Below are 26,914 nucleotides of genomic sequence, written 5' to 3'. Positions count from 1 at the left end.
CTATGATATATAAAAAATAATAAAATAGCAAAGAAATGGAGGGGGAAGACAGGGAAGAGAAAACGGGTGTGGAAATAAGGTTTATAAGGAAATTTTTAGGTGAAAAATAGGCTATTTTGAAAAGAAATGGGAAGAATACGTGTTAAATATGACAAAAAAGTTTATTATAGAAGGTAACATCATGTTATGATATGGATAAGTAACAATTAAGTTTTTTATGTTCGACACAAAAAGTTCATGTTTTCTTCACAAAATGTTCGGGAAATATGATTTAATATATTGGAGTATGGGCGTAGATTAGTAGTAGAATGGGTTAACAATGTTTCTACTGTAATAATATTGCTATATAGAAGCGAAATATTTCAATTTGAAATAGGCGCAAAAAGAAAGACGAAAGTTTTAAGAGGGGGTTAAAGTGATGAACCATGCAACAAGTGAGCTGCATGATGAGTCTGCTGTTACAAGCGTACCGGAAACAACTCGGTTACAAGATTTAAAAGCGCTCGTTAAAATGGGGATTGTAAACTCAAATACACTTACTGTATTTACAGGATTTTGGTTGGCATTACACTTTAATGGATTAAGTGTAATGGACAATCTGGATAAGTTATTCTTTACAATCGTTGGTTCTGGATTAGTTATGGCAGGGGTATGTTGTTTAAACAACTACATTGATCGAGACATCGATCCATTAATGGAAAGAACAAAGACCCGTCCAACGGTTACTGGAAAGTATAAACCAGGATTTGCACTTACATTTGGACTAGTTATATTACTTCTTGGTTTTGTATTTTTATTATTAACAACACCAATGGCAGTCTTAATGGGATTTATTGGTGCTTTCACATATGTTGTTCTATATAGTTTATGGACAAAGAGAAAGTATACACTAAATACTGTTGTAGGTAGTATATCTGGTGCAGTTCCACCTTTAATTGGATGGGCAGCAATCGATCCATCTTTAGGCCATCCAATTGCTTGGATGTTATTTTTAATTATGTTTATTTGGCAAATCCCACATTTCCTTGCATTAGCAATGAAACGTGTTGATGAATATCGAAACGCAGGAATTCCAATGCTTCCTGTAGTTCATGGATTTGAAATTACGAAACGCCAAATTATGATTTGGACAGTATGTTTATTACCACTACCATTTTATATGAGTGGACTAGGGATAACATTTATGGTAATTGCAACACTGCTTAACATCGGATGGATCGTTTTAGGTTTTTATGGCTTCCGTAAGAAAGATGACATCAAATGGTCTGTGCAAATGTTTGTTTATTCCCTAAATTATTTAACAATCTTATTTGTATCAATGATTGTAGTTACATTCTTCTAAGACAACGACATAATTGGATTTCTTTACGTTGAGATTTACTTTACTTAACTATAAAGTACAATCTAATTCACAAGGAAAGTGGGGGTTGTTTGTATGAAGAAACAGTGGCGACTGCTTTCGTTCGTTTCACTGCTGGCTTTACTGTTAGGGGGATGCGGTAAAGCCTTTCAATCTACTTTAATTCCGCAAGGAGAAGTAGCAAAAATGCAATATGATCTGCTCTTACTAGCAAGTGCGATCATGGTAGGAGTAGTACTAGTAGTTACTATTATTTTCTTATATGTAATTGTGCGTTTCCGACAAAAGAAAGGTCAGGAAGATTATATTCCGGAGCAAGTTGAAGGGAATCACAAACTAGAAATTATATGGACAGTTATTCCGATTATTCTTTTGCTAATCTTAGCTGTTCCGACGGTTACATATACATTCAAACTTGCTGATGTAAGTGCGATGGAGAAAAAGAATATTGATAAAGATACTATCGTTGTTGATGTAACAGCGAATCTTTATTGGTGGGAATTTTCTTATAAATCAGAAAAGATAGTAACTTCTCAAGATTTAGTCATCCCCACAGGTAAGAAAGTGTATTTGAATTTGAAGGGTGCCGATATTAAACATTCGTTTTGGGTTCCATCTTTAGCTGGGAAAATGGATACAAATACAGATAATGTGAACAAAATGTGGTTAAAGGCAGATAAATCGGGCACTTATAATGGTTTTTGTACAGAATTTTGCGGCCCATCACATTCTTTAATGCAATTCAAAGTGAAAGCTTTAGATGAAAGCGAGTACAAAAAGTGGCTTGCTGATATGAAGAAAATTGATGGGAAGAAAGAAGTAGCTTCAACAAAGGCGCAAGAAGGCCAAGAAATATTTAATAAAAGCTGTATTGGTTGTCACGCAGTTGGATCTAATGATAGTAGACCACCTTCCGCTCGTATCGCACCAAACTTAGCAAACTTTGCGGATCGCGATACAGTTGCCGGCATTGCTGAAAACAATGAAGAAAACTTAAAAAAATGGCTGAAAGATCCTGAAAATATGAAACCAGGAAATAAAATGACTGGTAAATATGGCAACTTAACAGACGATCAAATTGATGCATTAAATGCATACTTACAAACGTTAAAAGTTGAAAAGTAAAGAGGGATTATTCGCGAAGGGGAGGTTGAAAACGTGAGTTCTGTAGCAAAAAAACAGGGGATGGGTGCTGTCATATGGGATTATTTAACGACAGTAGACCATAAAAAGATTGCCATTCTCTATTTAATTGCAGGTGGATTGTTTTTTATAATAGGCGGAATAGAAGCTCTATTTATTCGCCTTCAATTAGCGATTCCTAACAACGCTTTTCTTGTTGGGGATGCTTATAATCAAGTATTAACTATGCACGGTACAACAATGATTTTCCTCGCAGCTATGCCACTCGTGTTTGCATTTATGAACGCCGCTGTACCACTTCAAATTGGTGCACGTGATGTAGCGTTCCCGTTTTTGAATTCACTCGGATTTTGGTTATTTTTCTTTGGTGGAGTATTTTTAAATTTAAGTTGGTTTTTAGGTGGAGCGCCTGATGCAGGATGGACATCTTATGCATCTTTAGCTTTAGCCTCTAAAGGCCATGGTGTTGATTTTTATGTGCTTGGCTTGCAAATCTCCGGTATAGGTACATTAATTGGAGGTATTAATTTCCTTGTAACCATTATTAATATGCGTGCGCCAGGGATGACGTATATGCGTATGCCGATGTTTACGTGGACGACATTTGTAACATCTTCATTAATATTATTTGCTTTTCCGCCGTTAACTGTAGGATTAGGACTTTTAATGTTAGACCGCTTATTTGGAACAAGTTTCTTTAATCCAGCACTGGGCGGGAATACAATTATATGGGAGCACTTATTCTGGATTTTCGGTCATCCAGAAGTATACATTCTTATACTCCCAGCTTTCGGAATATTCTCAGAAATCTTCGCGACGTTTTCGAAAAAACGATTATTTGGTTATTCGTCGATGGTGTTTGCGACAGTATTAATTGGATTTTTAGGGTTTATGGTATGGGCGCATCATATGTTTACTGTTGGGCTTGGTCCAGTTGCAAATGCTATTTTCTCAGTTGCAACAATGGCGATTGCGGTTCCGACCGGTATTAAAATATTCAACTGGCTCTTTACAATGTGGGGCGGAAGTATTCGTTTTACGACACCGATGATGTGGGCAGTAGCCTTCATTCCATCATTCGTAATGGGAGGAGTTACAGGTGTTATGCTAGCATCTGCACCAGCTGATTATCAATTTCATGATAACTATTTCGTAGTAGCTCACTTTCATTATGTAATTGTCGGTGGTGTTGTATTTGGTTTACTTGCAGGAGCCCATTATTATTGGCCGCTGATGTTTAATAAAGTATTGAATGAAACGTTAGGAAAGATAACATTTTGGTTATTCTTTATCGGTTTCCATTTAACGTTCTTCATTCAGCATTTCCTTGGCTTAATTGGTATGCCACGTCGTTACTACACATATCTTGAAGGTCAAGGGTTGGAAATGGGCAATATGATTAGTTCTATTGGAGCGGTATTTATGGCTCTTGGAACGATTGTTCTTCTATTCAATGTAATTAAAACAACAGTATCAAAAGAAAAGGCTGGTCGTGATCCGTGGGATGGACGTACATTAGAATGGACAATGCCAGCACCTACACCAGAATATAACTTTAAACAATTACCATTTGTTCGCGGGTTAGATCCGTTTTGGATTGAAAAACGTGAAGGGAATAAAGAGATGACAGCGGCGGAACCAGTGGGTGATATTCATATGCCAAATCCATCATTTTCACCATTTATCATTTCTTTAGGGTTGTTTATAGCGGCATTCGGTGCAATGTATATGCAGGGTGGAAAAGATAAGTTTTGGTTATTAGTAGCAATTATCGGTTTAATTATTACGTTTGGTACAATGTTCCTACGTTCAGTAATTGATGATCATGGATATCATATTCATAAAGAAGATTTAGAAGATAAGGGGGGCAAGGCGTAATGCATGTAGATGAAAAATTAACGAATGAAACATTTCCAGCAGAGCCTGAAAAAGCAACCCTTGAGGGGAAAAATAAGTTTGTCGGTTTTTGGTTATTTCTTGGAGGCGAAACAGTATTGTTCGCTTCCTTATTTGGCACATATTTAGCGTTAAAGAATTCTACAAATGGCGGACCAACATCTCAAGAGATGTTCCAAATGCCACTCGTTTTCATTATGACGATGCTTTTATTAACGAGTAGCTTAACGAGCGTATATGCGATGTATCATATGAAAAACTTTAATTTTAAGAAAATGCAACTTTGGCTACTAGTAACAGTGCTGCTAGGTTTAGGGTTTTTAGGATTTGAGATATATGAGTTTTATCATTATACGCATGAATTTAAGCATACTATGAGAAGTAGCGCATTTGGTTCCGCGTTTTATGCTCTTGTTGGTACGCATGGACTCCACGTATTGTTTGGATTGTGTTGGATTTTAACATTAATCTTTAGGAATGCGAAGAGAGGTCTAAATTTATACAATGCACCGAAGTTTTATGTTGCATCGATTTATTGGCACTTTATTGACGTAGTTTGGGTGTTTATTTTCACTGTAGTATATTTAATGGGAATGGTGGGATAAACAATGGCGATAAAGCAAACGAATAATCCTAAAGTTGATCTTGTTTATCGGAAAAGAAAAAGTGCGGAGGAAATGAAGCATCAAGTTATTACATTTGCATTAATGATTTTTTTAACATTAGTTGCATTTGCAGCGGTAGCATATCCGAAAACTTTTAGTCCGACTTTTTCAGTGCCATTTATTTTACTATTAGCGGTGGTACAAGTAATTTTTCAATTGTATTATTTTATGCATATGAGTCATAAAGGACATGAAGCGGCAAGTTTCTTTCTTTATTCTGGTCTGTTGATCGGATTAATTACAATTTTAGCTTTTATGACAATTGTGTGGATTTGAAAAGTGAAGAATAAGGGAGCTTGTGTTGACACAGCTCCCTCTTCATGTTATGTGAACGGATAACCTTAAGAAGGTAGGTGTGAAAATGAGTAACTTGTGGATATTTGGTTTTCAAGCGCTATGGAGTCCAATCTTTTTATTATTTATGCTTTCGATCCTCATTGGATATTTTTTAATTATTGGGCCGTATAGAATGCGATTTGAACATGCGACAAAGGTAAGTAAGAAGCAAGTTTTTTATTTTACGACTGGAATTGTTCTTTTGTATTTTGTAAAGGGAGGGCCTATTGATTTAATTGGTCATATTATATTTAGTGCACATATGTTTGAAATGGCAGTTATGTATATTGCCGTTCCGCCTTTGTTGTTGCTTGGTATACCAGTTTGGTTATATCGTTATATTACTTCTTTTAAGTTCGTTCAAATTATATTAAAGATATTTGCTAAGCCACTTATTGCATTGTTTGTATTTAATGGCCTGTTTTCTTTTTATCATTTACCAGTTGTTTTTGATACAGTAAAACAAAGTCAAATTGCTCATCCTATCTGTCTCGCTATATTGTTCTTTACGGCAATCATGATGTGGTGGCCGATGCTAAATCCATTACCAGAATATCAAACGTTAAGTGATATAAAGAAACTTGGTTATATGTTTGCTAACGGTATATTATTAACGCCAGCTTGCGCGTTAATTATTTTTGCAACGGCGCCGTTGTTTGCAACGTATACGGATCCGGCTGCTTGGATGAAGGCGATGGAACTATGTGTACCGGCGGGAACTTTATCTGATTTAAATATAACTGGACCAGAATTTTTACACTGGATGCCGATCGTACAAGACCAACAAACAGGCGGCATCATTATGAAAATTGTCCAGGAAATAGTGTACGGTACAATTATTGGTTATGTGTTCTTTCGATGGGCGCGTCGAGAGCGTGAAAAGGATAAAGAGCAGTTACAACAATTGCCGCCGTATTTACAAACGAAGTAAAAAAGTGTATGGGTTTCCATACACTTTTTTAGTTTTACTAAACTTTAATAGATTGAATTTTCTAATTATTTATGTTAAGTTAGTGTAGGCATGTACTAAAGTGGATATAAGATTTACTACTAGCTTTAATGCATAATAATTCCATGTGTAGTACAAGTTTTTTAGAGAGTTACAAATTTATATTGTTATCTTTAATAAAACAAGGACTATTTTAAGGGGGAATTTAAATGGGTAGTAGTGGAAGTATGGTAAAGCCAATTAGTGGTTTTTTAGCAGCATTAATACAATATCCAGTACCGGTAGTAGAGTCACGTGCAGACATTGATAAACAAATTAAACAGATCATAAAAACAATTCATTCAACTAAAGCAGGGTATCCTGGATTGGAATTGATAGTATTTCCAGAATATAGTACGCAAGGGCTTAATACAAAAAAATGGACTACAGAAGAGTTTTTATGTACGGTCCCTGGGCCAGAAACAGACTTGTTTGCTGAGGCATGTAAAGAGTCTGAAGTATATGGTGTTTTTTCTATAATGGAAAGAAATCCTGATGGTGGAGAACCGTATAATACAGCAATAATTATTGATCCACAAGGTGAAATGATTTTGAAGTATCGTAAGCTAAATCCTTGGGTGCCAGTTGAACCTTGGAAGGCTGGAGATTTAGGTTTACCTGTTTGTGATGGGCCAGGAGGAAGTAAATTAGCTGTTTGTATTTGTCATGATGGTATGTTTCCTGAAGTAGCTCGTGAAGCAGCTTATAAAGGTGCAAATGTCTTGATTCGTATTTCTGGATATAGCACACAAGTTAGTGAACAATGGATGTTAACTAATCGTTCGAATGCATGGCAAAATTTAATGTATACATTGTCGGTGAACTTAGCTGGTTATGATGGTGTATTTTATTATTTTGGTGAAGGACAAGTATGTAATTTTGATGGGACTACTTTAGTGCAGGGACACCGAAATCCTTGGGAGATTGTTACTGCTGAAGTATATCCAGAGCTAGCAGATCAAGCTAGATTAGGATGGGGTCTCGAAAATAATATATATAATCTAGGTTCAAGGGGATATGTAGCGACTCCTGGTGGGGTGAAAGAAAACCCATATACGTTTGTAAAAGATTTAGCTGAAGGTAAATATAAGGTTCCTTGGGAAGATGAGATTAAAGTAAAGGATGGAACTATTTATGGGTATCCAGTCAAAAAGACGATTCATTCTTAAGTAAGATAAATAGAACAAGCGCATCATATTGATGCGCTTGTTCTATTTACTCAATGATTTGGAATTCTTTTAACTCTTTTTCGATATTTTGTAGGAGTTGTTCGCTTTTTTGAATTACATTCGTTGGGAAAGTTTCACCATCACCATATTCAACGCCGTGAGGATAATAATGTTTACCTAATAAGGGAGGGAGTAGCTTTATTTCAGCGTGTCTGCTGCCAATGTCGCCTTCAACAGCTAAACCTTGTACACGTAAATAATAAACATCGTTTAATATTTCGAATTTATAATCGTATGTAACTCGTTCATAATCCCACTGTCCAGCAAGTACAAAATGGTTCTTTTCCATAATCTCTGTTAATAGTGTTAAATCAACGACTGCCCCATTAAATTTCGTATTTGTAAATTGCATAAAATACCTCCTTTTTTAATGTTACACCATTATTTTTATAATAGTATGAATAATAAGAAAGTGCAATTCATATTGAGAGAAAAGGGATAATCCAGACTTTTTTTGCGAAAATATGATATAGTGAAAAGAGTACGGTACACACAAAAAAAGGAAAGAAAAGGATTTGTGTATATCTCAATTTTATGTTTTTTGCAGGAGGTATATCGATTGAAGAAATTATTGCGTATCGTAATGATTACAATTTTAATTTTAGCTGTTGATTTATACGGGAAATTACTCGTTTCACAATATATATTAACCCCATCTCAATCAAAGCAAGAAAATAAAATTGTGAAAAAGAAAAAACCAGTAAATGAAGACTCTTCTGATACGGTTTTAAATATGATTGGTGGGGACTCTGAAAATTTATTAGCAAAATGGGGCGAACCTTCTCGAATAGAACCATCTGCTTACGGATATGAATGGTGGGTATACAATCAAGATTTAGCTCAGTATGTTCAATTTGGGGTTGCTGAACGTAAAATTGTAACGGCGTATGTCGCTGGTGAGCAAGTTAAGGTGCCACCTTATTATATAAATGAAAAGTATGAAGATGTGTATAAAAAGAATCCACTTTCTCATGAGATTTCGTTAAAAAGAGGAAAGAATAGTTATCAATTTGAGTTATCTGATACCGAAGTGATGGAACAACCATTAGTACCAGTAGAAGATGGTTGGGCACAATTATATTTTGATCATTTTACGCATGAGCTTGTCGGTGTTCGTTATATGGATGACGAAACGTTATTGCGTCAAAGACCGTATCAGCTCGTTTATTCGGGTGAATTATTAGCAGAACAACCATTAACTCCAGATAAAATGAAACAAATAGAGAATGGGAATATGCAACAAATTTTTGATTTAACAAATATTATTCGAAGTCGTCATAATGTACCGTTATTAGCGTGGGACCAACAAACGGCAGAGGTGGCAATCGGTCATAGTAAAGATATGAAGGATAATAATTACTTTTCACACGATTCACCTACATTAGGTACGTTAGGAGATCGTTTACAGCGCGGGAAAGTAGGATTTCAACTTGCCGGTGAGAACATAGCGGCGCAACATAGTGATGGGGTTGCGGCATTGCAAGGTTGGTTAAATAGTGAGGGACATCGAAAAAATTTATTGAATGAACAATTTACAGGATTAGGTGTTGGCGTATACGATAAGTTTTATACACAAAACTTTATTCGGAAATAAAATGAAACTGTAAATTGTGGATGGGAATCTTCCCCTATGCAAATAGTAGGATAAAAAGGTGCATGAATCGTCTAAAAATAGGCGAACCATGCGCCTTTTTTTTCTTATTATATAGTAGATATACATGAAGAGGTGAGGATTATGCCGACAACAAAAGGACCGTTACATCCATCGGTTCAACAGTTTAAAGAGTTTGTAAACCATCACCCTAAAATGCTTCATGAAGTTCGAAGTGGTCATAAAACTTGGCAACAGTTTTATGAGGAATGGTACTTACTTGGTGAAGAAGATCCAATATGGGCAACTTTTAGACCGGATGGAGCGCCTGCTTTTTCTTCGGTAAAAGAAAAGAAAAAAGAAAATGGAAAAGAAAAGGATACTCGAACTGAAGAGGAAAAAACTGCTGATGTGATGGGGCAAATGCTTTCTTTCTTTAAAAAGTTAGACGTGGAACAAATGCAACATCATTTAGCCAATGTGACGAGTGCTATTGGGAGTGTGCAACAAGTTTTTCAACAATTTCAAGGAAAACGCACGCAGCAAGAAGAGAGTACTTCCGAAAATAATCCATTTTTCTTTCAGAAGGATTAGGAGGAAAGCGGATGAGAGCAGAAATTATGGAGTTTATAAAGGCTGATGAGGATTTATCTCGCTATATTAGGGAGCAACCTTACTGGTATAGAAAACTAACGCGAAACCCTGAAGAAAAAGAGGCATTTGAGTTAGCAGCTATGCAACATTTCAAAAAAACGATACCAGATAAAGTTGAGAAATTTCAAAATCAATTGGCAGTTGCTTCCATTATGATTGATATGTTTCAGTATATGAAGCAGCAAAATGCAACATAATTGGAAGGGAAAACTATGTCCGTCATGCAGAACTTTTGATACAATAGAAGCGGATTATTTAAAAAGGAGTTGCAGCATGAGCATGACGGAAATTTGTTTAGTACGACATGGACAAACTGATTGGAATTTTCAAGAGATTATTCAGGGACGTGAAGATATTCCGCTTAATGAAGTGGGGAAGAAGCAAGCGAGTCAAAGTGCAGCTGCTTTGCAAGTGGAGGCATGGGATATAATTATAAGTAGCCCATTAATTAGAGCGCAAGAAACAGCTAAGGAAATTGCAGAGGCAACTGGATTACAATCAATTTTATTAGATGAGCGATTTGTTGAACGTAATTTTGGTGAAGCTTCTGGGAAGCCAGTTGCGACTGTTAGGGAATTAATTGCAGAAGGTAAAGTAGAAGGTATGGAGCAAGATGAAGAAATTGTAGCTCGTTGTTTTGCTGCGGTAAAAGATGTTGCAGAAACTCATTCTGGCAAACGTATTATTATTGTAGCCCATTCTCATGCGATAAAAGCAATTTTACATGCAATTGCTCCGGAAGATATTTCGTTTAAGACACCGTTAAAAAACGCATGTATTAGTTATGTGAATGAAAATAGTGGGAAGTGGGATGTTGTTAAATACAACATCGCGGAACATATTAATGTATAAATGTGTACTGAAATTATTAAAAAATAGTTAGAATGATATCTTTCTGTTTAGTGAGACACTTCAATTAGTAGTTCTATTCTAAATGTGGTATGATAAATACTCGGAGGTGTCTCTCATGATTGTAGCGACGCTAGAAAGCGTATTAATATTAGATAAGGCAGAGCAGCTTGCAAAAGCGATCATCTGTTCAGATATAGCAGAAGATTACCGTAAATGTTATAAAGACTTGCATGAAGATATGGAAGTTCAGACGTTAATTCAGCAATTTACAGCGATGAAAGAACGATATGAGGAAGTGCAACGTTTCGGTAAATATCATCCTGACTATACTTTCGTTTCGACGAAAATGAGGGAATTGAAGCGTTCTGTAGATTTACATGATAAGATTGCAGCTTTTAAGCGAGTAGAAACGGCTTTACAAAAGTTGTTAGATGAAGTTAGTGTAGCAATCGGTTCTGAGGTGTCCTCTTCCATCAAAGTTCCAACAGGAAATCCATTTTTTGATGCTGGTGGCTGTGGTGGCGGTTGTGGTACCGGCGGAGGTTGTGGTTGTAAAAAAACGGGGTAAATCACCCCGTTTTTTAGAAGATAGAAGAAAACGTATACAGAGTTTGTCCTGTAATGTCATAAATTTCTGATTGGTTTTCATAAAATATAAAATATATGTTTTTAAAAGGAGAAGATGGAGAAGATTATGTTCGGGCAACGACAAAGTATGATTGTTTATTTACATTCATTGAAACATGCCAAGATTTTAAGAAAATATGGTAACATACATTACATATCAAAACGTTTAAAATATGCAGTAGTATATTGTGATATGGAACAAATTGAGCATATGATGCAAAAGTTGAACAAACTTCCTTTTGTGAAAAAGATAGAACAGTCGTACCGCCCGTATTTAAAAACGGAATTTGAAAATTCACGTCCTGATCGGGCAAAAGAATACGATTATAGCTAATAGAAAAAATCCCCTGCTAATTTTAACAGGGGATTTTTTATTTGAAATAACACATTATTTCATTGGAGGAATAAAATTATTCATTCGTAAAATACCAATTAAATGATTGAAAAACAGTTCTTTTTCTGGGAAAGTTGTGGATGGTTTTACCGTAAAGGTAGTCATTTTTTTTCCAAGTTGTTCTGCCGTTTCTTCAAATAAAATGACGCGTTTACTTTTTTTATTTTCAAGTACAGGAATGCCTTCACGACATATGTATAATGGTTGGAAATCACCAGTAGTAGTTGGTTTTAATATTACAACAAGTGAACACACTTTTTTTTCATTTTTAATTGTTTCAAATTGTAACATATGTGTTATACGTTCTTGATTTGCTTTGGCAATTTCAAGTAATTCATATAAATCAGAGTAGCCCTCTCCGAGTTCTATAAAGCGTTGAATCATATCTTTTCCTCCTCTTTCTTTTACTGTACCATCTCACTTTTTAAATGAAAAGTAGACAAAGAAAAAAAACCCTGCAAAGCAGGGCCCTTCTTATACTAGCATGTACTAGTAAGAAGGCAAAGGGAGAGGAGAAACCGGAGGAAGAACTTATGGGGAAACGTAAGTCTTCTCCGCGGTTGGCAACAACATCGAAGGTGATGTTGTTATAGTTATTTATGTCCAATCTAAATGAAGATATACATGATGAAATTAAATTTTATGTTGGGCTTTTTATTTTTCTTTTTTTTATTTTATGATAGGATAAAAAAGATAAAGTGAAACGAATAGTTCGTGTTAGCGAATGGTGAGATGAATACATAATAATGCAGAGCGGTTATTTTAAGCTAAGTTCTTCTAGTCTTCGTTGGAAGATGAATGGAATCGTAAAGTTTGGTAGCGGTTACCGAATGGAGAAAGGCTTTCTATAATTGCTCGATAGATTGAAATAAAGGTAGTGACAACAGATGAGAGTAGTTTCAGGAAAATGTAAAGGACACCCACTTAAAGCGGTGCCAGGTAATACAACACGTCCAACGACTGATAAAGTAAAAGAATCCATTTTTAATATGATAGGCCCTTATTTTGATGGGGGTGTCGCTCTTGATTTATTTGGTGGTAGCGGTGGTCTTGGAATCGAAGCTATAAGTAGAGGGATCGATAAAGCGATTTTTGTTGATCGAGACAATAAAGCGATAAAGGTAATCCATCAAAATTTAGAAAGTTGTAGAATACAGGAACAGGCTGAAGTATATCGGAATGATGCAGAACGTGCGATAAAAGCACTTATAAAACGTGAAATATCATTTGATCTTATATTAATTGATCCTCCATATAAAGATCAAAAAATTGTATCTTTAATTAGTGTAATGGATCAACATGGATTGCTACATAACGATGGTTTAATTATGGCGGAGCATGGTAATGATGTAGTTTTACCTGAGGCTATAGGAAGACTTGTAAAAGTGCGAGCTGAAAATTATGGCATTACAGCGATATCGATTTATAAGTATGAAGGTGAGGGGACGGAATGACAAGTATAGCTATTTCTTCGGGAAGTTTTGATCCAATTACCCTTGGGCATCTGGATATTATTAAAAGGGGAGCAAAAGTATTTGACGAGGTATACGTAGTAGTTTTAAACAACTCGTCAAAAAAACCGTTCTTTTCAGTGGAAGAGCGTTTAGATTTAATTCGAGAAGCAACAAAGGATATCCCTAACGTAAAAGTAGATTCACATAGTGGACTACTAGTTGAGTATGCAAAAATGCGTAATGCGAACGCGATTTTACGTGGGTTACGAGCGGTTTCTGATTTTGAATATGAGATGCAAATTACTTCTATGAATCGAAAGTTAGATGAAAACATTGAAACCTTTTTTATTATGACAAACAATCAATACTCATTTTTAAGCTCGAGCATTGTGAAAGAAGTTGCGAGATATGGAGGAAGTGTAGTAGATCTTGTACCTCCTGTTGTAGAACGTGCTTTAAAAGAAAAGTTTCAAACCCCGTTAAAGTGAACGGGGTTTTTCTTTGTTGCTCCGAAAAAATAATAAGATGACATATACATATAAGCAAAATAATGTAAATATCGGTCCGTAGTGTATAAAAGATGTCCAAAATTCATGCAGAATAGAAGAATGATTCGATAAAAAGACAGGGATATCTTTTTGCATAGGTGAAAAAGAGCTTACTTTTTCATAAAATGGTTTCCAAAATATAAAAGTAAAAATAGGGGCAAGAATACTTTGGATAATTCGTGCGAAAAAATAGGGCTTAAATCGAATGTCTGTTTCAGCTAATATGCTAGCGACTTGTGCCTGAATAGAAAGGCCGCTAAATGCTAAAATAAAGCTTGTTACCATAGCTTGCTGCAGGAGGGGTGTTTCAGTTATTTGACTAATCATTTGGCTTCCAAGTGTCATTTCAAACATGCCAGATAATATTGGGATACTAAATTCAGTAGTTAGTTGGAAGAATGATAAAATATGTTGCATAATAAAAGACAGGGCTGCTGTAATATGAAATACAGTAATCATTTTATTTAAAACAGAGAATAAAATAATAAATCCACCAATCATAAGTAGCGTTTGAATAGAAGAAACGATAGCGTCCCCAAGTAATTTTCCTATTGGTCTTTTTTCTTGCATACGTGTCTCGTGTAGAATTGAAAAAGGGTTTTGAAAAGGGTGTTTTTTAGTAACATGTTTATCATGCGTGGAACTGTTGTTATTGCCATAAAAACGCATCAGTAACCCGACAGCAAAATTACTTACATAATGTGCAGCAGCTAATACGATTCCTAATTTCGGATTATTGAAAAAACCGATAGAAACAGCGCCAAAAATAAAAAGTGGATTGGATGAGTTTGTAAAAGATACGAGGCGCTCTGCTTCAATTTGTGTTAGCTGATTGCTTTTGCGCAGTCTAGCGCTTAATTTGGCGCCAGCGGGAAAGCCTGAAGCCATTCCCATTGCCCAAACAAATCCGCCTATTCCTGGAACGCGGAAAAGTGGTCGCATAAGTGGTTCTAATATAACGCCTATAAATTTTACAACACCAATACTAATGAGAAGTTCGGCAATGATGAAAAACGGTAAAAGTGAAGGGAATACAACTTCCCACCATATATTTAACCCTCGAATGGAAGCTTGTAAAGCAGCTTGGGGGTGGAGTACAAGAGAAAAGGTTAAAAAAAGTGTTGATATGGTAAGGAAAGCCGTTTTCCATTTTTCATACATGTAAGTAAATCCCCCTTTGTCCCAAAAAACGTTCATTTCAGTATACGTGGATACGTAGTGAATTTAGACCATAAGTATGAAAAAGGAACGAAAAAAATTAAAGGGTGAGAAAAGTGAAAGAACCGAAAATTGGCTTAGCTCTTGGATCTGGGGGCGCAAAAGGTTTTGCTCATATTGGTGTTATAAAGGTTTTAAGGGAAAATGATATACCGATTCATATGATTGCAGGAAGTAGTATGGGGGCTTTAGTAGGTACATTTTATGCGGCTAGTTCAAACGTTGAAAGACTGTATAAACTGGCAAATGTTTTTAAGAGGAAATACTATTTAGATTTTACGGTTCCGAAAATGGGATTTATTTCTGGAAAACGTGTCAAAGATATGATTAAAATGTTTACATATAATAAAAATTTAGAAGAATTAGATATCCCGACGGCTGTTGTGGCTACTGATATCTTAAAGGGGGAAAAAGTAGTTTTTACAAGTGGTCCAGTTGCAGAGGCGGTGAGAGCAAGTATTTCTGTACCTGGAGTGTTTGTGCCAGAGAAAATAGATGGACGATTATTGGTAGATGGCGGAGTAATTGATCGCATCCCAGTATCGGTTGTGAAAGAGTTAGGTGCCGATATTGTCATTGCTGTTGATGTATCCCCGATTAAAGTAAATGGAGAGGTTACGTCTATTTATGATGTAATTATGCAGAGTATTGAAATTATGCAACATGAGCTTGTGATAAATCGGCAAATTGCATCTGATTTAATGATGCGACCAGCTGTAGAACAATTTAGTTCCCGGGCTTTTACAAACATTGAAGACATTATTCGAGTTGGAGAGGTAGAAGCGGAAAAGCATGTTGCAAATATTCATTTATTAATTGAGCAGTGGAAGGAGAAACATAATGTTTAAGCGTTTTCGGTTTATATATGCAATTTTAATAGGGGTTATATTGGCAATGTTACTTGTTTATGTACGCCTGCCGTATTATGTAACGAAACCAGGAATGGCTGCCAAATTAGAGCCTTACGTTCAAGTTGAAGGGGGAACAAAAGAATCAGGTGATTTTATGCTTGTTACGGTTTCAATGGGACCGGCAAATGTAGTGAATTTAATAGCGGCACAGTTTAATAAATATACACATATTTCAAAAGCGGAAGAAATATTGCAAAAAGGTGAAAGTGATGAAGAATATCAATTTCGCCAAAATTATGCGATGAAAGATTCGCAAAATGCAGCGATTTATAATGCTTATAAACGTGCAAATCGTACTGTTTCTTTTGAAAATAAAGGTGTGTTGGTTGCTGGTGTAGCGAAAGGGATGCCTTCAGAAGGAAAGCTTAAACTTGGAGATGTTATCATTGCCGTCGACGGAAAAACATTTGAAAAGACAGAACAATTTATTGAATATATGACAGGGAAAAAAGAAGGAGATACAGTAAATATTGAGTACAAGAGGGATGGGAAACAGTTAAAAGAAAATTTAAATGTAAAGACTATTCCGAATGGAAATGGACGTGTTGGTATAGGTGTTTCTATCGTTACGGAAAGAGAATTAGTGGTAGATCCGAAAGTGAAAATTGACTCTCATGAAATAGGCGGACCATCGGCAGGCCTAATGTTTACATTAGAAATATATAATCAACTGGTGGAAGATGATTTAACAAGAGGGCATGAAATAGCTGGAACAGGGACGATCAATGAAAAGGGAGAAGTTGGTCCGATTGGCGGTATTCAGCAAAAAGTGGTTGCTGCAAGTGATGCTGGTGCTGAAGTGTTCTTTGCACCAAATGAAAAAGGTGCAGAGAAATCGAATTATAAAGATGCACTTGAGGCTGCGAAAGATATTAAAACGAAAATGAAAGTTGTGCCAGTTGATACGTTGGATGATGCATTAATGTATTTGGAAAAAATGGGCAATAAATAAAAAAATCTCTCTTTTTCAGAGAGATTTTTTTATAGGAATTTTGCAGTTGTTTCATCGTAACGAATTGGGTGATGTGTTGCATCTTGTTTTAGTAGTTGTGTTCGTAATGGTTCTTGTATGATGGAGAAATATACAGAATTGGCTTTTCGATCTATGTGTAAAGTAGGATGGTCAAATGTTTTTGTATGGGTAAGGATTGGAAGCTCTATTTTTTTCTTGTTTTTTGAAAGGTACGTTTGTCCTTTTTGTGACATGCCTAATAGACGAATGTATGGTGCATGTTGCTCTATATTTGCGCAATGTATTTCTTCTTTTGTTGTATTTGTTAAAATATGTGTACAAGCTCTTTGTAATCTAGTCCACGTATAACGTTTCGTTTTTAACGCTTCCATGAATGAATGGAAGGAGGAACTGGTTTGTATTTTTGATAAAATACGATGCTCTAAACCTTCCTCAATTTCATATATATGTCGTAAGTCTTCTGGAGACATTGTCATAAGTTTGTATTTAAAAAATGAAAAGTATTGTTCCCAATTATGTAATGTCCCATAGTTTTGTTTATAACTTGCTAAAAGAGAAGCAGTCGCTTTTGGGATGAAAGGCTCAATTTCTGTAAAGGAACTATTTTCACTAAAAAGTTGTTTGCGAATACTTGTTGCGCTTGCAATATGTTGGTCGTTAAATGTTTCATCATGATAATGAGATGCGAATCTTTTTATCGTTTGTGCTTGCATAGAACTATTTTGCATTAGAATTGCTTTTATGTATTGGAAGCCTAAAATGTTATTTGGTTGTGACATGTCTATATTTTTTTCAGAAGATAAAATGTGTAGGAAAGCTTCAGATGTAGCTTTTGCGTAACTATTACCTGCGTTCATAAATTGCTTTACAAGACGATTAAAAGTCTCTTCTTCATTTTTCTGCACAGAGATGGTGTTATAAAAATTTTCGATTTGTCCATCTTCACTGCCGAAACAAATTTCAGAAACGTGTAGGGCGTTTAAAATAGAAATAGCGCCATTTGCAAAGGTTTCGGCCTTTTGCGTTGAAAAGGCATAAGGAAGCTCTACAACGAGGTCTACACCGCATGCTAAGGCCATTTTGGTACGATACCATTTGGATATGAGTGCTGGCTCACCACGTTGTAAAAAAGGGCCACTCATAACAGCGATTGTAATATCAGAGTGTGTTAACTTTTTTGTTTGTTGCACATGATAAGCATGACCGTTATGAAAAGGGTTATATTCAACAACAATACCACTGGCTTTTATGGTAATCTCTCCTTTCGATGTAGCATCTTTTTGAAAAACGTGATACTCTATATATTATTTACTATGATGACTTCATTATAGTGTAAAGAAAAAACATTGACAAATATAAAATGGCTAGCTATAATTTTGTTTGTTGCCTTGAGGTGATATGATATGAAATGGTCCATCCATCAATTGAATAAATTGAGAAATAAAGGATTGACATTGGATGAGATGGTAGATGTAAGTGAGCTAAAAGAGGTCGAGAAAGATATTCGTGAAATTAATCCTGTTCACGTAACAGGAAGAGTTGATTTTGGCTCCGGTAAGTTTACGTTCCATCTACATATAACTGGAAGCATGGTTTTACCATGTTCTCGCTCTTTAGTAGATGTGACATTACCATTTGACATTAAAACAACTGAGGTGTTCCAAACTTCACAAGAAGAATTTGAAACTGAAGCTGAAATTCATTGTTTAGAAGGAGAAGTACTTGACTTACTGCCCGTAATCAAGGAAAATATACTTTTGGAGATTCCAATGCAAATTTTCAGTGATGATGTTTCTGGTGGAGCACCGACGCAAGGTCAAGACTGGCAAGTGATTTCGGAAGAAGACAAAGAAAAGCCTGTTGATCCAAGATTGGCAGGACTTGCAAAGTTTTTTGACAAATAATCGGAAGACTGGTTCAGGCCTTCATATGAAAATAACTATTTCTTTTAAGGAGGTGGGAAGAATGGCTGTACCTTTTAGAAGAACTTCTAAAACAGTAAAAAGAAAGCGTCGTACGCATTTCAAATTATCAGTACCTGGTATGGTAGAGTGCCCAAGCTGTGGTGAAGCGAAATTAGCTCACCGTGTATGTAAAGCATGCGGTACTTACAAAGGTAAAGAAGTAATCAGCAAGTAATTGCGGGAAAATAAACGTAGAAGATATCTTCTACGTTTATTTTTTTTTGTCTTATTCTTCATTTGTTGTATTCTATCTTTTCTAGTAACTGCATATGTTTAATAAAAAATGCATAGGGAGGACTAGAGAGATGGCGACAACAAGACAAGATGCTTGGACTGATGATGAAGATTTGCTTCTGGCAGAAGTAGTACTCCGGCATATTCGAGAAGGTGGAACGCAATTATCTGCCTTTAAAGAAGTGGGAAGACATTTATCTCGTACACCAGCAGCATGTGGCTTTAGATGGAATTCTTACGTTAGAAAGCAATACAAAGAACGTATTGAAGAAGCGAAGCAACTGCGTAAAGTGGAAAATTATGAAGTGAAAGAGACGAAGGTATTAGAACCTACGTCAATTACATTGAATGATGTTATTGATTTCTTGCAAAATTATAAAGATGAAAACTCTTTAGTGGTGTTGCAACAGCAAATTGAATCGTTACAAACAGAGAAAGAGAGCCTGTTGGAGCGATTATCAGTATATGAGGAAGAATATAGAACATTGCTTGATTATATCGATCAAAAAAGAAGTGTAATGGTAGCGGAAAGAAATAGCGCTCGTTCGAATGGGAAATTAGAGAAGTTAAAGAAATAAAAAAACAGCTGCTATGTAGCTGTTTTTTTATTTCTTATGCAGACTCTTCATTTGTAACCGCATTCAAATTTGTTTCTGGGTGCCAAACGTAAAAATCACCATCAGGTACTGACACAGGTTGGAAATTTAATTTATCCCAAAAACCAGCTGAATGGATACGTGCGATCGTTTTAATTGGGAACTGCAGTCCCTTCGCATAATTTACAAGCATTTCTCCGAATCCTTGTTTTTGGAAAGTTGGTAATACTTCAAGTTTATAAAGTTCTAGGTAAGTACCTGTAATTTCGAATGGTTCCCCGCCGTTCCTTTTCATGTATAGACTCATACGTGCAATGAGTGATCCACCGTAATAAATACCGTAAAATGGAGATTCACTATTATTTTCAATAATGTTTGCTTGTAATTCTTCTAACATGGATAGTTCTTGAGCTCCGCAGCCTTTAAATTTTTTAAACTCGTCTAATGTTTTATAATTGATGAGCAAGCGCTCAACTTTTGGGAATCCCATAACATCACATCCTTTTTGTCTCATTGAATGCAGAAAAGTGAAAATATTTATAATAATATTATAACTCATTTTTTTATTTTTATGAAGATGATAGTGTATTTCTTTTATTATTTTTTTGAGGATTTGCTAAACTAAGAGTAGAAGTATAGTAATGAGTAGTATATACATATTGAAAGAAGAGGTGGCAGTTGATCATCTTTAGTTAATTATGATTCCGTATGAATCGGGGGTTCGCGGAATAAAAGAGGAGGGGAAAAAGGGACTTATGTATCGTGTTCAAATGAGTTCCTTGTGTGAAAATGAAAATTGGAGTTGTGGGACCGGGAGCTATTGGTCTATTGTATACATTTTATTTACAAAAAAGTAATCAAGATGTTACGTTGTTTACAAGGACAGCTAAGCAGGCTGACGAATTAAATATAACGGGTGTAACTTGTATTAGGGAGGGGAAACGTGAAACGGTATTCCCGCCAGTATTACCAATAGAAAGCATGCTAGACCAGCAGCTAGATTATATATTTATTGCTGTTAAGCAATATCATATAACTGACATACTACCCTTTGTGCGAGGGAAATCCTCAGTAGTCTTTTTGCAAAACGGAATGTCACACCTTCATGCTATGCAGAAAATAGAGAATGAAAATATTGCAGTTGGAATTGTAGAGCATGGTGCGAAAAAAGAAGAAAGACATACCGTTTATCATACAGGGATAGGTGTAACGAAGTTTGGAATCGTGCGCGGTCGGTCTATACATTTTGAAAAAATATTTAATTGCTTTCCTTTTCCGCATTTTCCAATTCGAATAGAAGATAATTGGAAGGATGTTATGCACAAAAAATTAGTAGTGAATGTATGTATCAATCCATTGACGGCATTATTACAGGTCAAGAACGGAGAATTGATCACGAACCCGTTTTTTTATCAGATGATGGAGCAAGTATTCCAGGAAGTCGTTTTTCTCGTTAAAGAAGAAAAAGAAATGGTATGGGAAATGGTACGTCATGTATGTGAAAGAACATCTCATAATACATCATCTATGCTGGCAGATGTAAGGGCGAATAGACAAACAGAGATTGGTGCGATTGTTGGATATGTATTAGAAGAAGCTAAGAAACAGCAACGATCCGTTCCGACACTTCAATTTTTGTTCGATGCAATAAAAGGGTTAGAAGTAAAAGTATAAGTGTAATTCTTTGCTTTTACGTGAAACATTGACTACAATGTGGATTGGTGAGAGAACAGGATACGAAAGGAAGAATTATATGGAGATAAAAGAAATCTCTGTTCCGCAACAAGGTGTTGTAGCGGACTATATGAACGGTAAAAAAGAGATACAGTCGTGTTTTGATTATATGTTAACAGAAGATGCTTTTAAACAGCGTGTACAAGATTTGCGTGAGAGGGAGTTTTTCCGCCAAGATTTAGTAGCGCATTTATTAGAATATAATACAAAATTACAAGCGGGAGAAGCTACCATTCAAAATGTAAAAGCGCTTGAAGATGAAGATACATATGTTGTTATAGCTGGACAACAAGCTGGGTTATTAACTGGGCCACTTTATACGATTCATAAAATTATTTCAGTTTTACAGCTTGCGAAGGAAAAGGAAGAAAGTTTAGGCGTTAAAGTTGTTCCTGTTTTCTGGATTGCTGGTGAAGACCATGATATGGATGAAATTAATCATACTTTTGTAACGAAGAATAAAAAAATAAAAAAGACCATTTTTCATGATCGTAATCCGAAAAAGGCGAGTGCTTCAGAGTCTGAGCTTTCTTTGGAAGACTGTAGAAAGTGGATTGAAGAAATTTTTAAAACATACCCTGAAACGAATTTTACAAAGGATGTACTGCGATTTATTGATGATTCTTTACGGAAATCGAATACGTATGTAGATTTCTTTGGTCACCTTATTATGAAAATGTTCATGAATTCTGGTTTAATTCTTGTCGATTCGCATCATCCTGAATTAAGAAAATTAGAAGTGCCGTTTTTTAAACAAATTGTAAGTAAGTATAAAGAAGTGCAAGAGGGGCTTCATAACCAACAGGAAGTAATTAAAGAATTAGGATATAAGCCAATTATTGAAACAAAGTCTAATGCAGTACATATATTTATGGAAATTGATAATGAGCGAGTGTTGCTTGAAGACAATCAAGGGAAGTTTGTTGGGAAAGATGGGACGTATTCCTTTTCATATGAGGAATTGATTGAAGAGATGGAAAGAAGCCCAGAGCGCTTTAGTAATAATGTTGTAACGCGCCCTCTTATGCAAGAGTATGTATTTCCTACGTTGGCGTTTATTGGAGGTCCAGGGGAATTAGCTTACTGGAGTGAATTACAACAAGTCTTCCATACTATCGGCTTCCGAATGCCTCCTGTCGTTCCTCGTATTACAATTACTTATATTGAGAGGGATATAGCGACAGATTTACACGATTTACAATTGCAAGAGAGTGACCCGTTTTTGAATAACGTAGATAAGTTGCGTGAAAACTGGCTATCTAATCAAATAGAGGAACCGATAGATGAACGATTTGTAGAGGTGAAAAAAGAAATAATTGATATTCATAAGTCATTACAACAGTTTGTGAAGAAAATAGATCCTGGATTAAGTTCGTTTGCAGGGAAAAACGAGTTCAAAATTAATGAACAAATTGAACTGTTGGAAAGAATGTTGAAAAGAAATGTTGAGAAAAAACATGAAGTGGAACTAAATAAATTCCGTCGTATACAATTTGCACTACGCCCATTGGGAGCGCCACAAGAGCGTGTGTGGAATGTATGTTACTATTTAAATCAGTTCGGTTTAGATTTCGTTGATCGTGTAATGGAAAAACCGTTCTCTTGGAATGGAAAACATCACGTTATAAAACTATAGAATCTTGCTCTTAGGAGCAGGATTTTATTTTTATTCCGTTGAATTTACTGTGAAGTGAAATTTTTCTGAATTATTAATTTTAAAAAAGCTAATATCGTAATTATGCAGGATACTTAAATATATGACAAAATAGCACAAAATGTAAACGTATTATTATCTTTTTCGACAGTTTTTTATTTAAATTCCCGCAAAAGATGATAAAATTTAGTATATAATAAAAGAAAATGGCGATTTGTATAGTATGCTGCCTTTGTAGGCAAGTTAAATGAGTCGTTCTTTCATAGTATTTCGTTCTCTAGTCGTGAAATATGCGTTTAGAGGAGGAGATACATTCAACATAATTAATTGGAAAAAGAGTAGGTGCAACAATGTTTAATCACGTAACAGTGCTTTTGAAGGAAACAGTAGATGGCTTAGATATAAAGCCAGGTGGTACATATGTAGATTGTACACTGGGGGGAGGAGGACATAGTTCTTATTTATTATCCCAATTAACTGAAGGCGGAAGATTAATCGCGTTTGATCAAGATGAGATAGCAATTCAAAATGCGAAAGAAAAATTCTCTTCATACGGTGAGCAGTTCATAACAGTAAGGAGTAATTTCCGTTACCTATCTGAAAAACTACAGGAATTAGGTATAACAGAAGTAGACGGTATTTTATTTGATTTAGGTGTTTCATCCCCGCAATTAGATACACCAGAGCGTGGCTTTAGTTACCATCATGATGCACCGTTAGATATGCGAATGGATCAAGATGCCCCATTAACAGCCTATGATGTTGTAAATAGTTGGTCATATGAACAACTTGTAAGAATTTTCTTCCAGTATGGCGAAGAGAAATTTTCAAAACAAATAGCAAGAAAAATTGAAGCGTATCGTGAGAATAAAGCTATTGAAACGACAGGGGAATTAGTAGAACTAATTAAAGAGGGTATTCCAGCTCCTGCTCGTAGAACGGGTGGACATCCTGCGAAGCGAGTGTTCCAAGCGATCCGTATTGCGGTAAATGATGAATTGAAAGTATTTGAAGAAGCGTTGGAATCTGCAATTGAGATGGTTAAGCCAGGCGGAAGAGTTAGCGTTATAACATTCCATTCTTTAGAAGACCGTATTTGTAAAACGACGTTTAAGCGAAATAGTACAACGCCACAATTGCCACCAGGATTACCAATTATTCCTGATGAATTTAAGCCGAAATTAAAGCTTATTACAAGAAAACCGATTTTACCTTCTGATATAGAGTTAGAAGAAAATAATCGAGCGCGTTCTGCGAAATTGAGAATCGCTGAAAAACGATAAAAAGGGGAGAGAGGTATGAGTAACTTAGCTGTAAAGTACAAGCAACAAGCGCAAGAAGAGGTTCAGATTCAAACGCCCCCACAGCAGATGGTTCAACCAAAAGCTAAAGCGAAGATTACAAGAATCGAAAAACTGTTGTATGTAGCGTTTATTGGCTTTTTATTGTATGCCTGTGTAGCGTTTATTGGAAATAAAGCAGGCCTTTATCAAGTTAATGTAGAAGCTGCGACAATAGAACAAAAAATTGTACAGCAGCAAAAAGAAAATCAAGAGTTACAGGCTGAAGTAGAGAAGTTAAGTCGTTATGAACGAATCGCTGAAGTTGCAAAAAAACACGGGCTAGAAATTAATGCGAATAATGTGAAAGGCCTCAAATAAGGCAATAGGTGTGAAGGGAAAATGAAGAGAAATATGACTAAATTTCATACCAATAAGGGAGCAGGGTATTTTATGATTTTATTCCTCCTGCTCTTTTTGCTGTTATTAGCCCGATTTTTTTACATACAAGCGACAGGAACAGTGCATAATCAGGATTTGGATAAACTCGCTCAGCAAAAACATAGTAAAACAGGAGTTCTGGAAGCGAATCGTGGGACGATTTATGATCAAAATTCCCATGTGTTAGCGCAAGATGCAAACTCTTATAAACTTGTAGCGGAATTAAAAGGTGCGAAGCCTGTTGAGAATAAAGAGGATACTGCAAAGAAAATTGCGGGAGTGCTCGGAAAAGATGAAGAGAAGATTTTAGCTACATTAAATAAAAAAGATAAAAGTCAAGTTGAATTTGGAACGCTAGGTAAAGATTTGACAAAAGAACAGAAGGAACAAATCGAAGCATTGAAATTGCCAGGTATATCATTTATTACTGAAAATGCAAGAGTGTATCCAAACGGTGATTTTGCATCTTACGTCATAGGACATGCAAAACCAAATGATAAAGGAACCTCAGTAGGTTATTTTGGTTTAGAACAAAGCTTAGATAAATATTTAAGTGCTTCTAACGGAGAAGTAGCTTATACAGGCGATCGTAGAGGCGTATCTCTTGATGGCGGGAAAGTGAATGTAAAGGCACCTAAAAATGGAGAAAATGTATATTTAACGCTTGACCAACGTATTCAAAGTTATTTAGAAGACGCAATGAAAGAAGCGAGTAAACATTATGAACCAGAAAGCTTAATAGGAATCGTTGCGGATCCAAAAACAGGGAAAATATTAGCGATGTCTACTAAACCTAGTTATGATCCAAATGATCGTCAAATTAAATATTTTTTCAATGACGCAATTGCAAATGCATTTGAACCTGGATCAACAATGAAAATTTTCACGCTAGCAGCAGCTATTAATGAAGGTGTGTATAAGGGACAAGATTATTATCAGTCTGGTACATATCCAGTCGGGAACCGCAAAATAAAAGATCATAATGGCGGTGCTGGATGGGGATCTATCACATTTGATGAAGGGGTAGAGCGCTCTTCCAACGTAGCGTTTGCTATTTTAGGGGATCAAAAACTTGGTCCAGACCGTTTCCGGAAATATATCCATGCTTTCGGATTAGATGAAAAAACGAATATTGATTTACCTGGTGAAGGTTCAAATACCATTGTATTCGATCAGCAAATACAGCAAGTAACAACAGCTTTTGGACAAGGTTCTACTGTAACACCAATTCAGCTTGTACAGGCTGCAACTGCTATTGCGAACGATGGGAAAATGATGAAACCTTATACAATTGATAAAATTGTAGATCCGATAACAGAGGAAGTAAAATTAGAACATAAACCAGAAGAAGTGGGAAAACCGGTTACAAAAGAGACAGCAGCGCAAGTAAGACAGTTATTAGAACGCGTTGTTACATCGCCGAAAGGAACAGGAACTGCTTATAAAGTCGATGGCTATTCAGTTGGTGGTAAAACAGGAACAGCGCAAATTCCGGATGGAAAAGGAGGCTATATGACGGGAAGAGAGAATTATATATTCTCATTCTTAGGTATGGCACCTATGGACAATCCGCAACTTGTTGTGTATGTAGCTGTTAAAAAGCCGAAATTGAAAGATGATGAGAGCGGCGCACAACCTTTAGCTGATATTTTTAAATATGTAACGAAGAATAGTTTAGAGTATTTAAAGATTAAGCCTAATGAAGTGAAAGATCCGAAGAAATATGTGAAAGAGCAGCAAACTGCTGTTCCAGATGTAACGGGAAAAACGATGGAAGAAGCGAAAAAAGCCATTGATAAAGCAAAACTTCGCCCAATCGTATTAGGTGAAGGGAAAGTACAGAAACAAGTACCGAAAGCGACTGAACAAACATTGAAGGGTGACCGAGTCTTCTTAGTGGGAGATAAACCTACAATGCCAAATATACAAGGCTGGGCACTTCGTGATGTTATGAATTTAGCAAAAACATTAAAGCTTAACCTAAAACCTACTGGTACAGGATACGTAACTGAACAGAGTGTGCCAGAAGGAACATTGTTGCAACCTGGTACAGAGTTAGGTGTAACACTTGTACCGCCACTTGAACCACAACAAGAAGCAGAAAAGCCGTAATGGTAAAAGAGAAGAAGTTCTAATTAAATAAGTACAAGCATATATTGGAACAAGCTAGGC

Annotated in this window: 30 protein-coding genes; 25 read left to right on the top strand and 5 right to left on the bottom strand. The window is 35.9% G+C overall.

Going from position 1 to position 26,914, the window contains the following annotated elements:
• The first annotated feature begins 418 nt into the window (after nt 1–418).
• From ctaB to ACTFNE_RS01160, 7 genes are all read left to right on the top strand, one after another.
• The gene (gene ctaB, locus ACTFNE_RS01190; RefSeq protein WP_001015058.1) at nt 419–1,342 is read left to right on the top strand and encodes a protoheme IX farnesyltransferase; all 924 of its coding nucleotides are present in this window, start codon (nt 419–421) and stop codon (nt 1,340–1,342) included.
• A 93-nt stretch (nt 1,343–1,435) separates the two neighbouring features.
• Complete coding sequence (gene coxB, locus ACTFNE_RS01185) at nt 1,436–2,485, top strand: cytochrome c oxidase subunit II (RefSeq protein WP_000745271.1); 1,050 nt, start codon at nt 1,436–1,438, stop codon at nt 2,483–2,485.
• A 60-nt stretch (nt 2,486–2,545) separates the two neighbouring features.
• Nucleotides 2,546–4,381: a cytochrome c oxidase subunit I gene (ctaD, locus tag ACTFNE_RS01180; RefSeq protein WP_011040617.1), complete on the top strand. Its 1,836-nt coding sequence runs from the start codon at nt 2,546–2,548 to the stop codon at nt 4,379–4,381.
• Nucleotides 4,381–5,004, top strand: a complete 624-nt coding sequence (ctaE, locus tag ACTFNE_RS01175) for a cytochrome c oxidase subunit III (RefSeq protein ID WP_000557861.1) — start codon at nt 4,381–4,383, stop codon at nt 5,002–5,004. The genes ctaD and ctaE overlap by 1 nt, the downstream gene beginning before the upstream one ends.
• Nucleotides 5,005–5,007: 3 nt before the next feature.
• On the top strand, nt 5,008–5,340 hold the full coding sequence (gene ctaF, locus ACTFNE_RS01170; protein WP_000985699.1) for a cytochrome c oxidase subunit IVB: 333 nt from the start codon (nt 5,008–5,010) through the stop codon (nt 5,338–5,340).
• Between the two features lie 85 nt (nt 5,341–5,425).
• Complete coding sequence (ctaG, locus tag ACTFNE_RS01165; protein ID WP_000069014.1) at nt 5,426–6,331, top strand: cytochrome c oxidase assembly factor CtaG; 906 nt, start codon at nt 5,426–5,428, stop codon at nt 6,329–6,331.
• A 227-nt stretch (nt 6,332–6,558) separates the two neighbouring features.
• Nucleotides 6,559–7,557: a formamidase gene (locus ACTFNE_RS01160; protein ID WP_000535781.1), complete on the top strand. Its 999-nt coding sequence runs from the start codon at nt 6,559–6,561 to the stop codon at nt 7,555–7,557.
• A 46-nt stretch (nt 7,558–7,603) separates the two neighbouring features.
• On the opposite strand, the gene ACTFNE_RS01155 is transcribed toward ACTFNE_RS01160, so the two are convergent.
• Nucleotides 7,604–7,969 carry a YugN family protein gene (locus ACTFNE_RS01155; RefSeq protein ID WP_001160940.1) on the bottom strand — a complete coding sequence of 122 codons (366 nt, stop codon included), beginning with the start codon at nt 7,967–7,969 and terminating at the stop codon, nt 7,604–7,606.
• 207 nt (nt 7,970–8,176) lie between these two features.
• Between ACTFNE_RS01155 and ACTFNE_RS01150 the strand changes: the two genes are divergently transcribed.
• The 6 genes from ACTFNE_RS01150 to ACTFNE_RS01125 all read left to right on the top strand — a co-directional run bounded on the left by ACTFNE_RS01150 (nt 8,177) and on the right by ACTFNE_RS01125 (nt 11,675).
• Nucleotides 8,177–9,211 carry a CAP domain-containing protein gene (locus ACTFNE_RS01150; protein ID WP_046198480.1) on the top strand — a complete coding sequence of 345 codons (1,035 nt, stop codon included), beginning with the start codon at nt 8,177–8,179 and terminating at the stop codon, nt 9,209–9,211.
• A gap of 141 nt (nt 9,212–9,352) precedes the next feature.
• A complete protein-coding gene (locus ACTFNE_RS01145; protein WP_001143326.1) occupies nt 9,353–9,802 on the top strand; it encodes a YlbD family protein in 450 nt (149 codons plus the stop codon).
• Between the two features lie 11 nt (nt 9,803–9,813).
• A complete protein-coding gene (locus ACTFNE_RS01140; RefSeq protein WP_001200990.1) occupies nt 9,814–10,059 on the top strand; it encodes a YlbE-like family protein in 246 nt (81 codons plus the stop codon).
• A gap of 82 nt (nt 10,060–10,141) precedes the next feature.
• Complete coding sequence (locus tag ACTFNE_RS01135; RefSeq protein ID WP_046198541.1) at nt 10,142–10,714, top strand: histidine phosphatase family protein; 573 nt, start codon at nt 10,142–10,144, stop codon at nt 10,712–10,714.
• 115 nt (nt 10,715–10,829) lie between these two features.
• A complete protein-coding gene (locus ACTFNE_RS01130; RefSeq protein ID WP_000634351.1) occupies nt 10,830–11,282 on the top strand; it encodes a YlbF family regulator in 453 nt (150 codons plus the stop codon).
• Nucleotides 11,283–11,408: 126 nt separating this feature from the next.
• Nucleotides 11,409–11,675 carry a YlbG family protein gene (locus ACTFNE_RS01125; protein ID WP_002080814.1) on the top strand — a complete coding sequence of 89 codons (267 nt, stop codon included), beginning with the start codon at nt 11,409–11,411 and terminating at the stop codon, nt 11,673–11,675.
• 54 nt (nt 11,676–11,729) lie between these two features.
• Here ACTFNE_RS01125 and ACTFNE_RS01120 read toward each other — a convergent pair whose 3' ends face one another.
• The gene (locus ACTFNE_RS01120; RefSeq protein WP_270705103.1) at nt 11,730–12,119 is read right to left on the bottom strand and encodes a DUF7147 family protein; all 390 of its coding nucleotides are present in this window, start codon (nt 12,117–12,119) and stop codon (nt 11,730–11,732) included.
• A 503-nt stretch (nt 12,120–12,622) separates the two neighbouring features.
• On the opposite strand from ACTFNE_RS01120, the gene rsmD reads away from it, so the two are divergent.
• Nucleotides 12,623–13,189, top strand: coding sequence for a 16S rRNA (guanine(966)-N(2))-methyltransferase RsmD (gene rsmD, locus ACTFNE_RS01115; protein ID WP_001266987.1), 567 nt, complete (start codon nt 12,623–12,625; stop codon nt 13,187–13,189).
• Nucleotides 13,186–13,677 (top strand): pantetheine-phosphate adenylyltransferase, encoded by a 492-nt coding sequence (gene coaD / locus ACTFNE_RS01110; protein WP_000200598.1) that lies wholly within the window; start codon nt 13,186–13,188, stop codon nt 13,675–13,677. Before rsmD ends, coaD begins: the two co-directional genes overlap by 4 nt.
• On the opposite strand, the gene ylbJ is transcribed toward coaD, so the two are convergent.
• On the bottom strand, nt 13,669–14,898 hold the full coding sequence (gene ylbJ / locus ACTFNE_RS01105) for a sporulation integral membrane protein YlbJ (RefSeq protein WP_000273104.1): 1,230 nt from the start codon (nt 14,896–14,898) through the stop codon (nt 13,669–13,671). The genes coaD and ylbJ overlap by 9 nt on opposite strands.
• A 113-nt stretch (nt 14,899–15,011) precedes the next feature.
• Between ylbJ and ACTFNE_RS01100 the strand changes: the two genes are divergently transcribed.
• Nucleotides 15,012–15,803 carry a patatin-like phospholipase family protein gene (locus ACTFNE_RS01100; protein ID WP_000662598.1) on the top strand — a complete coding sequence of 264 codons (792 nt, stop codon included), beginning with the start codon at nt 15,012–15,014 and terminating at the stop codon, nt 15,801–15,803.
• Nucleotides 15,796–16,818 carry a SepM family pheromone-processing serine protease gene (locus ACTFNE_RS01095; RefSeq protein WP_000476307.1) on the top strand — a complete coding sequence of 341 codons (1,023 nt, stop codon included), beginning with the start codon at nt 15,796–15,798 and terminating at the stop codon, nt 16,816–16,818. Before ACTFNE_RS01100 ends, ACTFNE_RS01095 begins: the two co-directional genes overlap by 8 nt.
• A 29-nt stretch (nt 16,819–16,847) precedes the next feature.
• On the opposite strand, the gene ACTFNE_RS01090 is transcribed toward ACTFNE_RS01095, so the two are convergent.
• The gene (locus ACTFNE_RS01090) at nt 16,848–18,089 is read right to left on the bottom strand and encodes a nucleotidyltransferase (protein ID WP_368087285.1); all 1,242 of its coding nucleotides are present in this window, start codon (nt 18,087–18,089) and stop codon (nt 16,848–16,850) included.
• 153 nt (nt 18,090–18,242) lie between these two features.
• On the opposite strand from ACTFNE_RS01090, the gene ACTFNE_RS01085 reads away from it, so the two are divergent.
• From ACTFNE_RS01085 to ACTFNE_RS01075, 3 genes are all read left to right on the top strand, one after another.
• Nucleotides 18,243–18,743 (top strand): YceD family protein, encoded by a 501-nt coding sequence (locus tag ACTFNE_RS01085; protein ID WP_000872145.1) that lies wholly within the window; start codon nt 18,243–18,245, stop codon nt 18,741–18,743.
• Nucleotides 18,744–18,804: 61 nt separating this feature from the next.
• Nucleotides 18,805–18,978 carry a 50S ribosomal protein L32 gene (gene rpmF, locus ACTFNE_RS01080; protein WP_001984764.1) on the top strand — a complete coding sequence of 58 codons (174 nt, stop codon included), beginning with the start codon at nt 18,805–18,807 and terminating at the stop codon, nt 18,976–18,978.
• Between the two features lie 130 nt (nt 18,979–19,108).
• Entirely contained in the window at nt 19,109–19,615 is a 507-nt protein-coding gene (locus ACTFNE_RS01075) for an RsfA family transcriptional regulator (protein ID WP_000246478.1), read from the top strand.
• A 34-nt stretch (nt 19,616–19,649) separates the two neighbouring features.
• Here ACTFNE_RS01075 and ACTFNE_RS01070 read toward each other — a convergent pair whose 3' ends face one another.
• Entirely contained in the window at nt 19,650–20,123 is a 474-nt protein-coding gene (locus tag ACTFNE_RS01070) for an N-acetyltransferase (protein WP_000506707.1), read from the bottom strand.
• 293 nt (nt 20,124–20,416) lie between these two features.
• On the opposite strand from ACTFNE_RS01070, the gene panE reads away from it, so the two are divergent.
• From panE to ACTFNE_RS01045, 5 genes are all read left to right on the top strand, one after another.
• Complete coding sequence (gene panE, locus ACTFNE_RS01065; protein WP_000782393.1) at nt 20,417–21,307, top strand: 2-dehydropantoate 2-reductase; 891 nt, start codon at nt 20,417–20,419, stop codon at nt 21,305–21,307.
• Nucleotides 21,308–21,386: 79 nt separating this feature from the next.
• On the top strand, nt 21,387–23,003 hold the full coding sequence (gene bshC / locus ACTFNE_RS01060; protein WP_046198482.1) for a bacillithiol biosynthesis cysteine-adding enzyme BshC: 1,617 nt from the start codon (nt 21,387–21,389) through the stop codon (nt 23,001–23,003).
• Nucleotides 23,004–23,371: 368 nt separating this feature from the next.
• Nucleotides 23,372–24,304 (top strand): 16S rRNA (cytosine(1402)-N(4))-methyltransferase RsmH, encoded by a 933-nt coding sequence (rsmH, locus tag ACTFNE_RS01055; RefSeq protein WP_000481790.1) that lies wholly within the window; start codon nt 23,372–23,374, stop codon nt 24,302–24,304.
• A gap of 15 nt (nt 24,305–24,319) precedes the next feature.
• On the top strand, nt 24,320–24,682 hold the full coding sequence (gene ftsL, locus ACTFNE_RS01050; RefSeq protein ID WP_000067081.1) for a cell division protein FtsL: 363 nt from the start codon (nt 24,320–24,322) through the stop codon (nt 24,680–24,682).
• Nucleotides 24,683–24,703: 21 nt separating this feature from the next.
• Nucleotides 24,704–26,854 carry a PASTA domain-containing penicillin-binding protein gene (locus ACTFNE_RS01045; RefSeq protein WP_082112675.1) on the top strand — a complete coding sequence of 717 codons (2,151 nt, stop codon included), beginning with the start codon at nt 24,704–24,706 and terminating at the stop codon, nt 26,852–26,854.
• The last annotated feature ends 60 nt before the right edge of the window (nt 26,855–26,914 follow it).

The organism is Bacillus cereus group sp. MYBKT111-2 (genome assembly GCF_051915205.1).
GTDB classification, from domain to species: domain Bacteria; phylum Bacillota; class Bacilli; order Bacillales; family Bacillaceae_G; genus Bacillus_A; species Bacillus_A paranthracis.
Note: the sequence above shows the minus strand (reverse complement) of the source record. Positions and strands in the feature narration are given on the sequence as shown.

Bases quoted from the DNA above. Each gene is read 5' to 3' on its own strand.
- ctaB (WP_001015058.1), top strand. From the start codon at position 419: ATGAACCATGCAACAAGTGAGCTGCATGATGAGTCTGCTGTTACAAGC.
- coxB (WP_000745271.1), top strand. From the start codon at position 1,436: ATGAAGAAACAGTGGCGACTGCTTTCGTTCGTTTCACTGCTGGCTTTA.
- ctaD (WP_011040617.1), top strand. From the start codon at position 2,546: ATGGGTGCTGTCATATGGGATTATTTAACGACAGTAGACCATAAAAAG.
- ctaE (WP_000557861.1), top strand. From the start codon at position 4,381: ATGCATGTAGATGAAAAATTAACGAATGAAACATTTCCAGCAGAGCCT.
- ctaF (WP_000985699.1), top strand. From the start codon at position 5,008: ATGGCGATAAAGCAAACGAATAATCCTAAAGTTGATCTTGTTTATCGG.
- ctaG (WP_000069014.1), top strand. From the start codon at position 5,426: ATGAGTAACTTGTGGATATTTGGTTTTCAAGCGCTATGGAGTCCAATC.
- ACTFNE_RS01160 (WP_000535781.1), top strand. From the start codon at position 6,559: ATGGGTAGTAGTGGAAGTATGGTAAAGCCAATTAGTGGTTTTTTAGCA.
- ACTFNE_RS01155 (WP_001160940.1), bottom strand. From the start codon at position 7,969: ATGCAATTTACAAATACGAAATTTAATGGGGCAGTCGTTGATTTAACA.
- ACTFNE_RS01145 (WP_001143326.1), top strand. From the start codon at position 9,353: ATGCCGACAACAAAAGGACCGTTACATCCATCGGTTCAACAGTTTAAA.
- ACTFNE_RS01140 (WP_001200990.1), top strand. From the start codon at position 9,814: ATGAGAGCAGAAATTATGGAGTTTATAAAGGCTGATGAGGATTTATCT.
- ACTFNE_RS01135 (WP_046198541.1), top strand. From the start codon at position 10,142: ATGACGGAAATTTGTTTAGTACGACATGGACAAACTGATTGGAATTTT.
- ACTFNE_RS01130 (WP_000634351.1), top strand. From the start codon at position 10,830: ATGATTGTAGCGACGCTAGAAAGCGTATTAATATTAGATAAGGCAGAG.
- ACTFNE_RS01125 (WP_002080814.1), top strand. From the start codon at position 11,409: ATGTTCGGGCAACGACAAAGTATGATTGTTTATTTACATTCATTGAAA.
- ACTFNE_RS01120 (WP_270705103.1), bottom strand. From the start codon at position 12,119: ATGATTCAACGCTTTATAGAACTCGGAGAGGGCTACTCTGATTTATAT.
- rsmD (WP_001266987.1), top strand. From the start codon at position 12,623: ATGAGAGTAGTTTCAGGAAAATGTAAAGGACACCCACTTAAAGCGGTG.
- coaD (WP_000200598.1), top strand. From the start codon at position 13,186: ATGACAAGTATAGCTATTTCTTCGGGAAGTTTTGATCCAATTACCCTT.
- ylbJ (WP_000273104.1), bottom strand. From the start codon at position 14,898: ATGTATGAAAAATGGAAAACGGCTTTCCTTACCATATCAACACTTTTT.
- ACTFNE_RS01095 (WP_000476307.1), top strand. From the start codon at position 15,796: ATGTTTAAGCGTTTTCGGTTTATATATGCAATTTTAATAGGGGTTATA.
- ACTFNE_RS01085 (WP_000872145.1), top strand. From the start codon at position 18,243: ATGAAATGGTCCATCCATCAATTGAATAAATTGAGAAATAAAGGATTG.
- rpmF (WP_001984764.1), top strand. From the start codon at position 18,805: ATGGCTGTACCTTTTAGAAGAACTTCTAAAACAGTAAAAAGAAAGCGT.
- ACTFNE_RS01075 (WP_000246478.1), top strand. From the start codon at position 19,109: ATGGCGACAACAAGACAAGATGCTTGGACTGATGATGAAGATTTGCTT.
- ACTFNE_RS01070 (WP_000506707.1), bottom strand. From the start codon at position 20,123: ATGGGATTCCCAAAAGTTGAGCGCTTGCTCATCAATTATAAAACATTA.
- bshC (WP_046198482.1), top strand. From the start codon at position 21,387: ATGGAGATAAAAGAAATCTCTGTTCCGCAACAAGGTGTTGTAGCGGAC.
- rsmH (WP_000481790.1), top strand. From the start codon at position 23,372: ATGTTTAATCACGTAACAGTGCTTTTGAAGGAAACAGTAGATGGCTTA.
- ftsL (WP_000067081.1), top strand. From the start codon at position 24,320: ATGAGTAACTTAGCTGTAAAGTACAAGCAACAAGCGCAAGAAGAGGTT.
- ACTFNE_RS01045 (WP_082112675.1), top strand. From the start codon at position 24,704: ATGAAGAGAAATATGACTAAATTTCATACCAATAAGGGAGCAGGGTAT.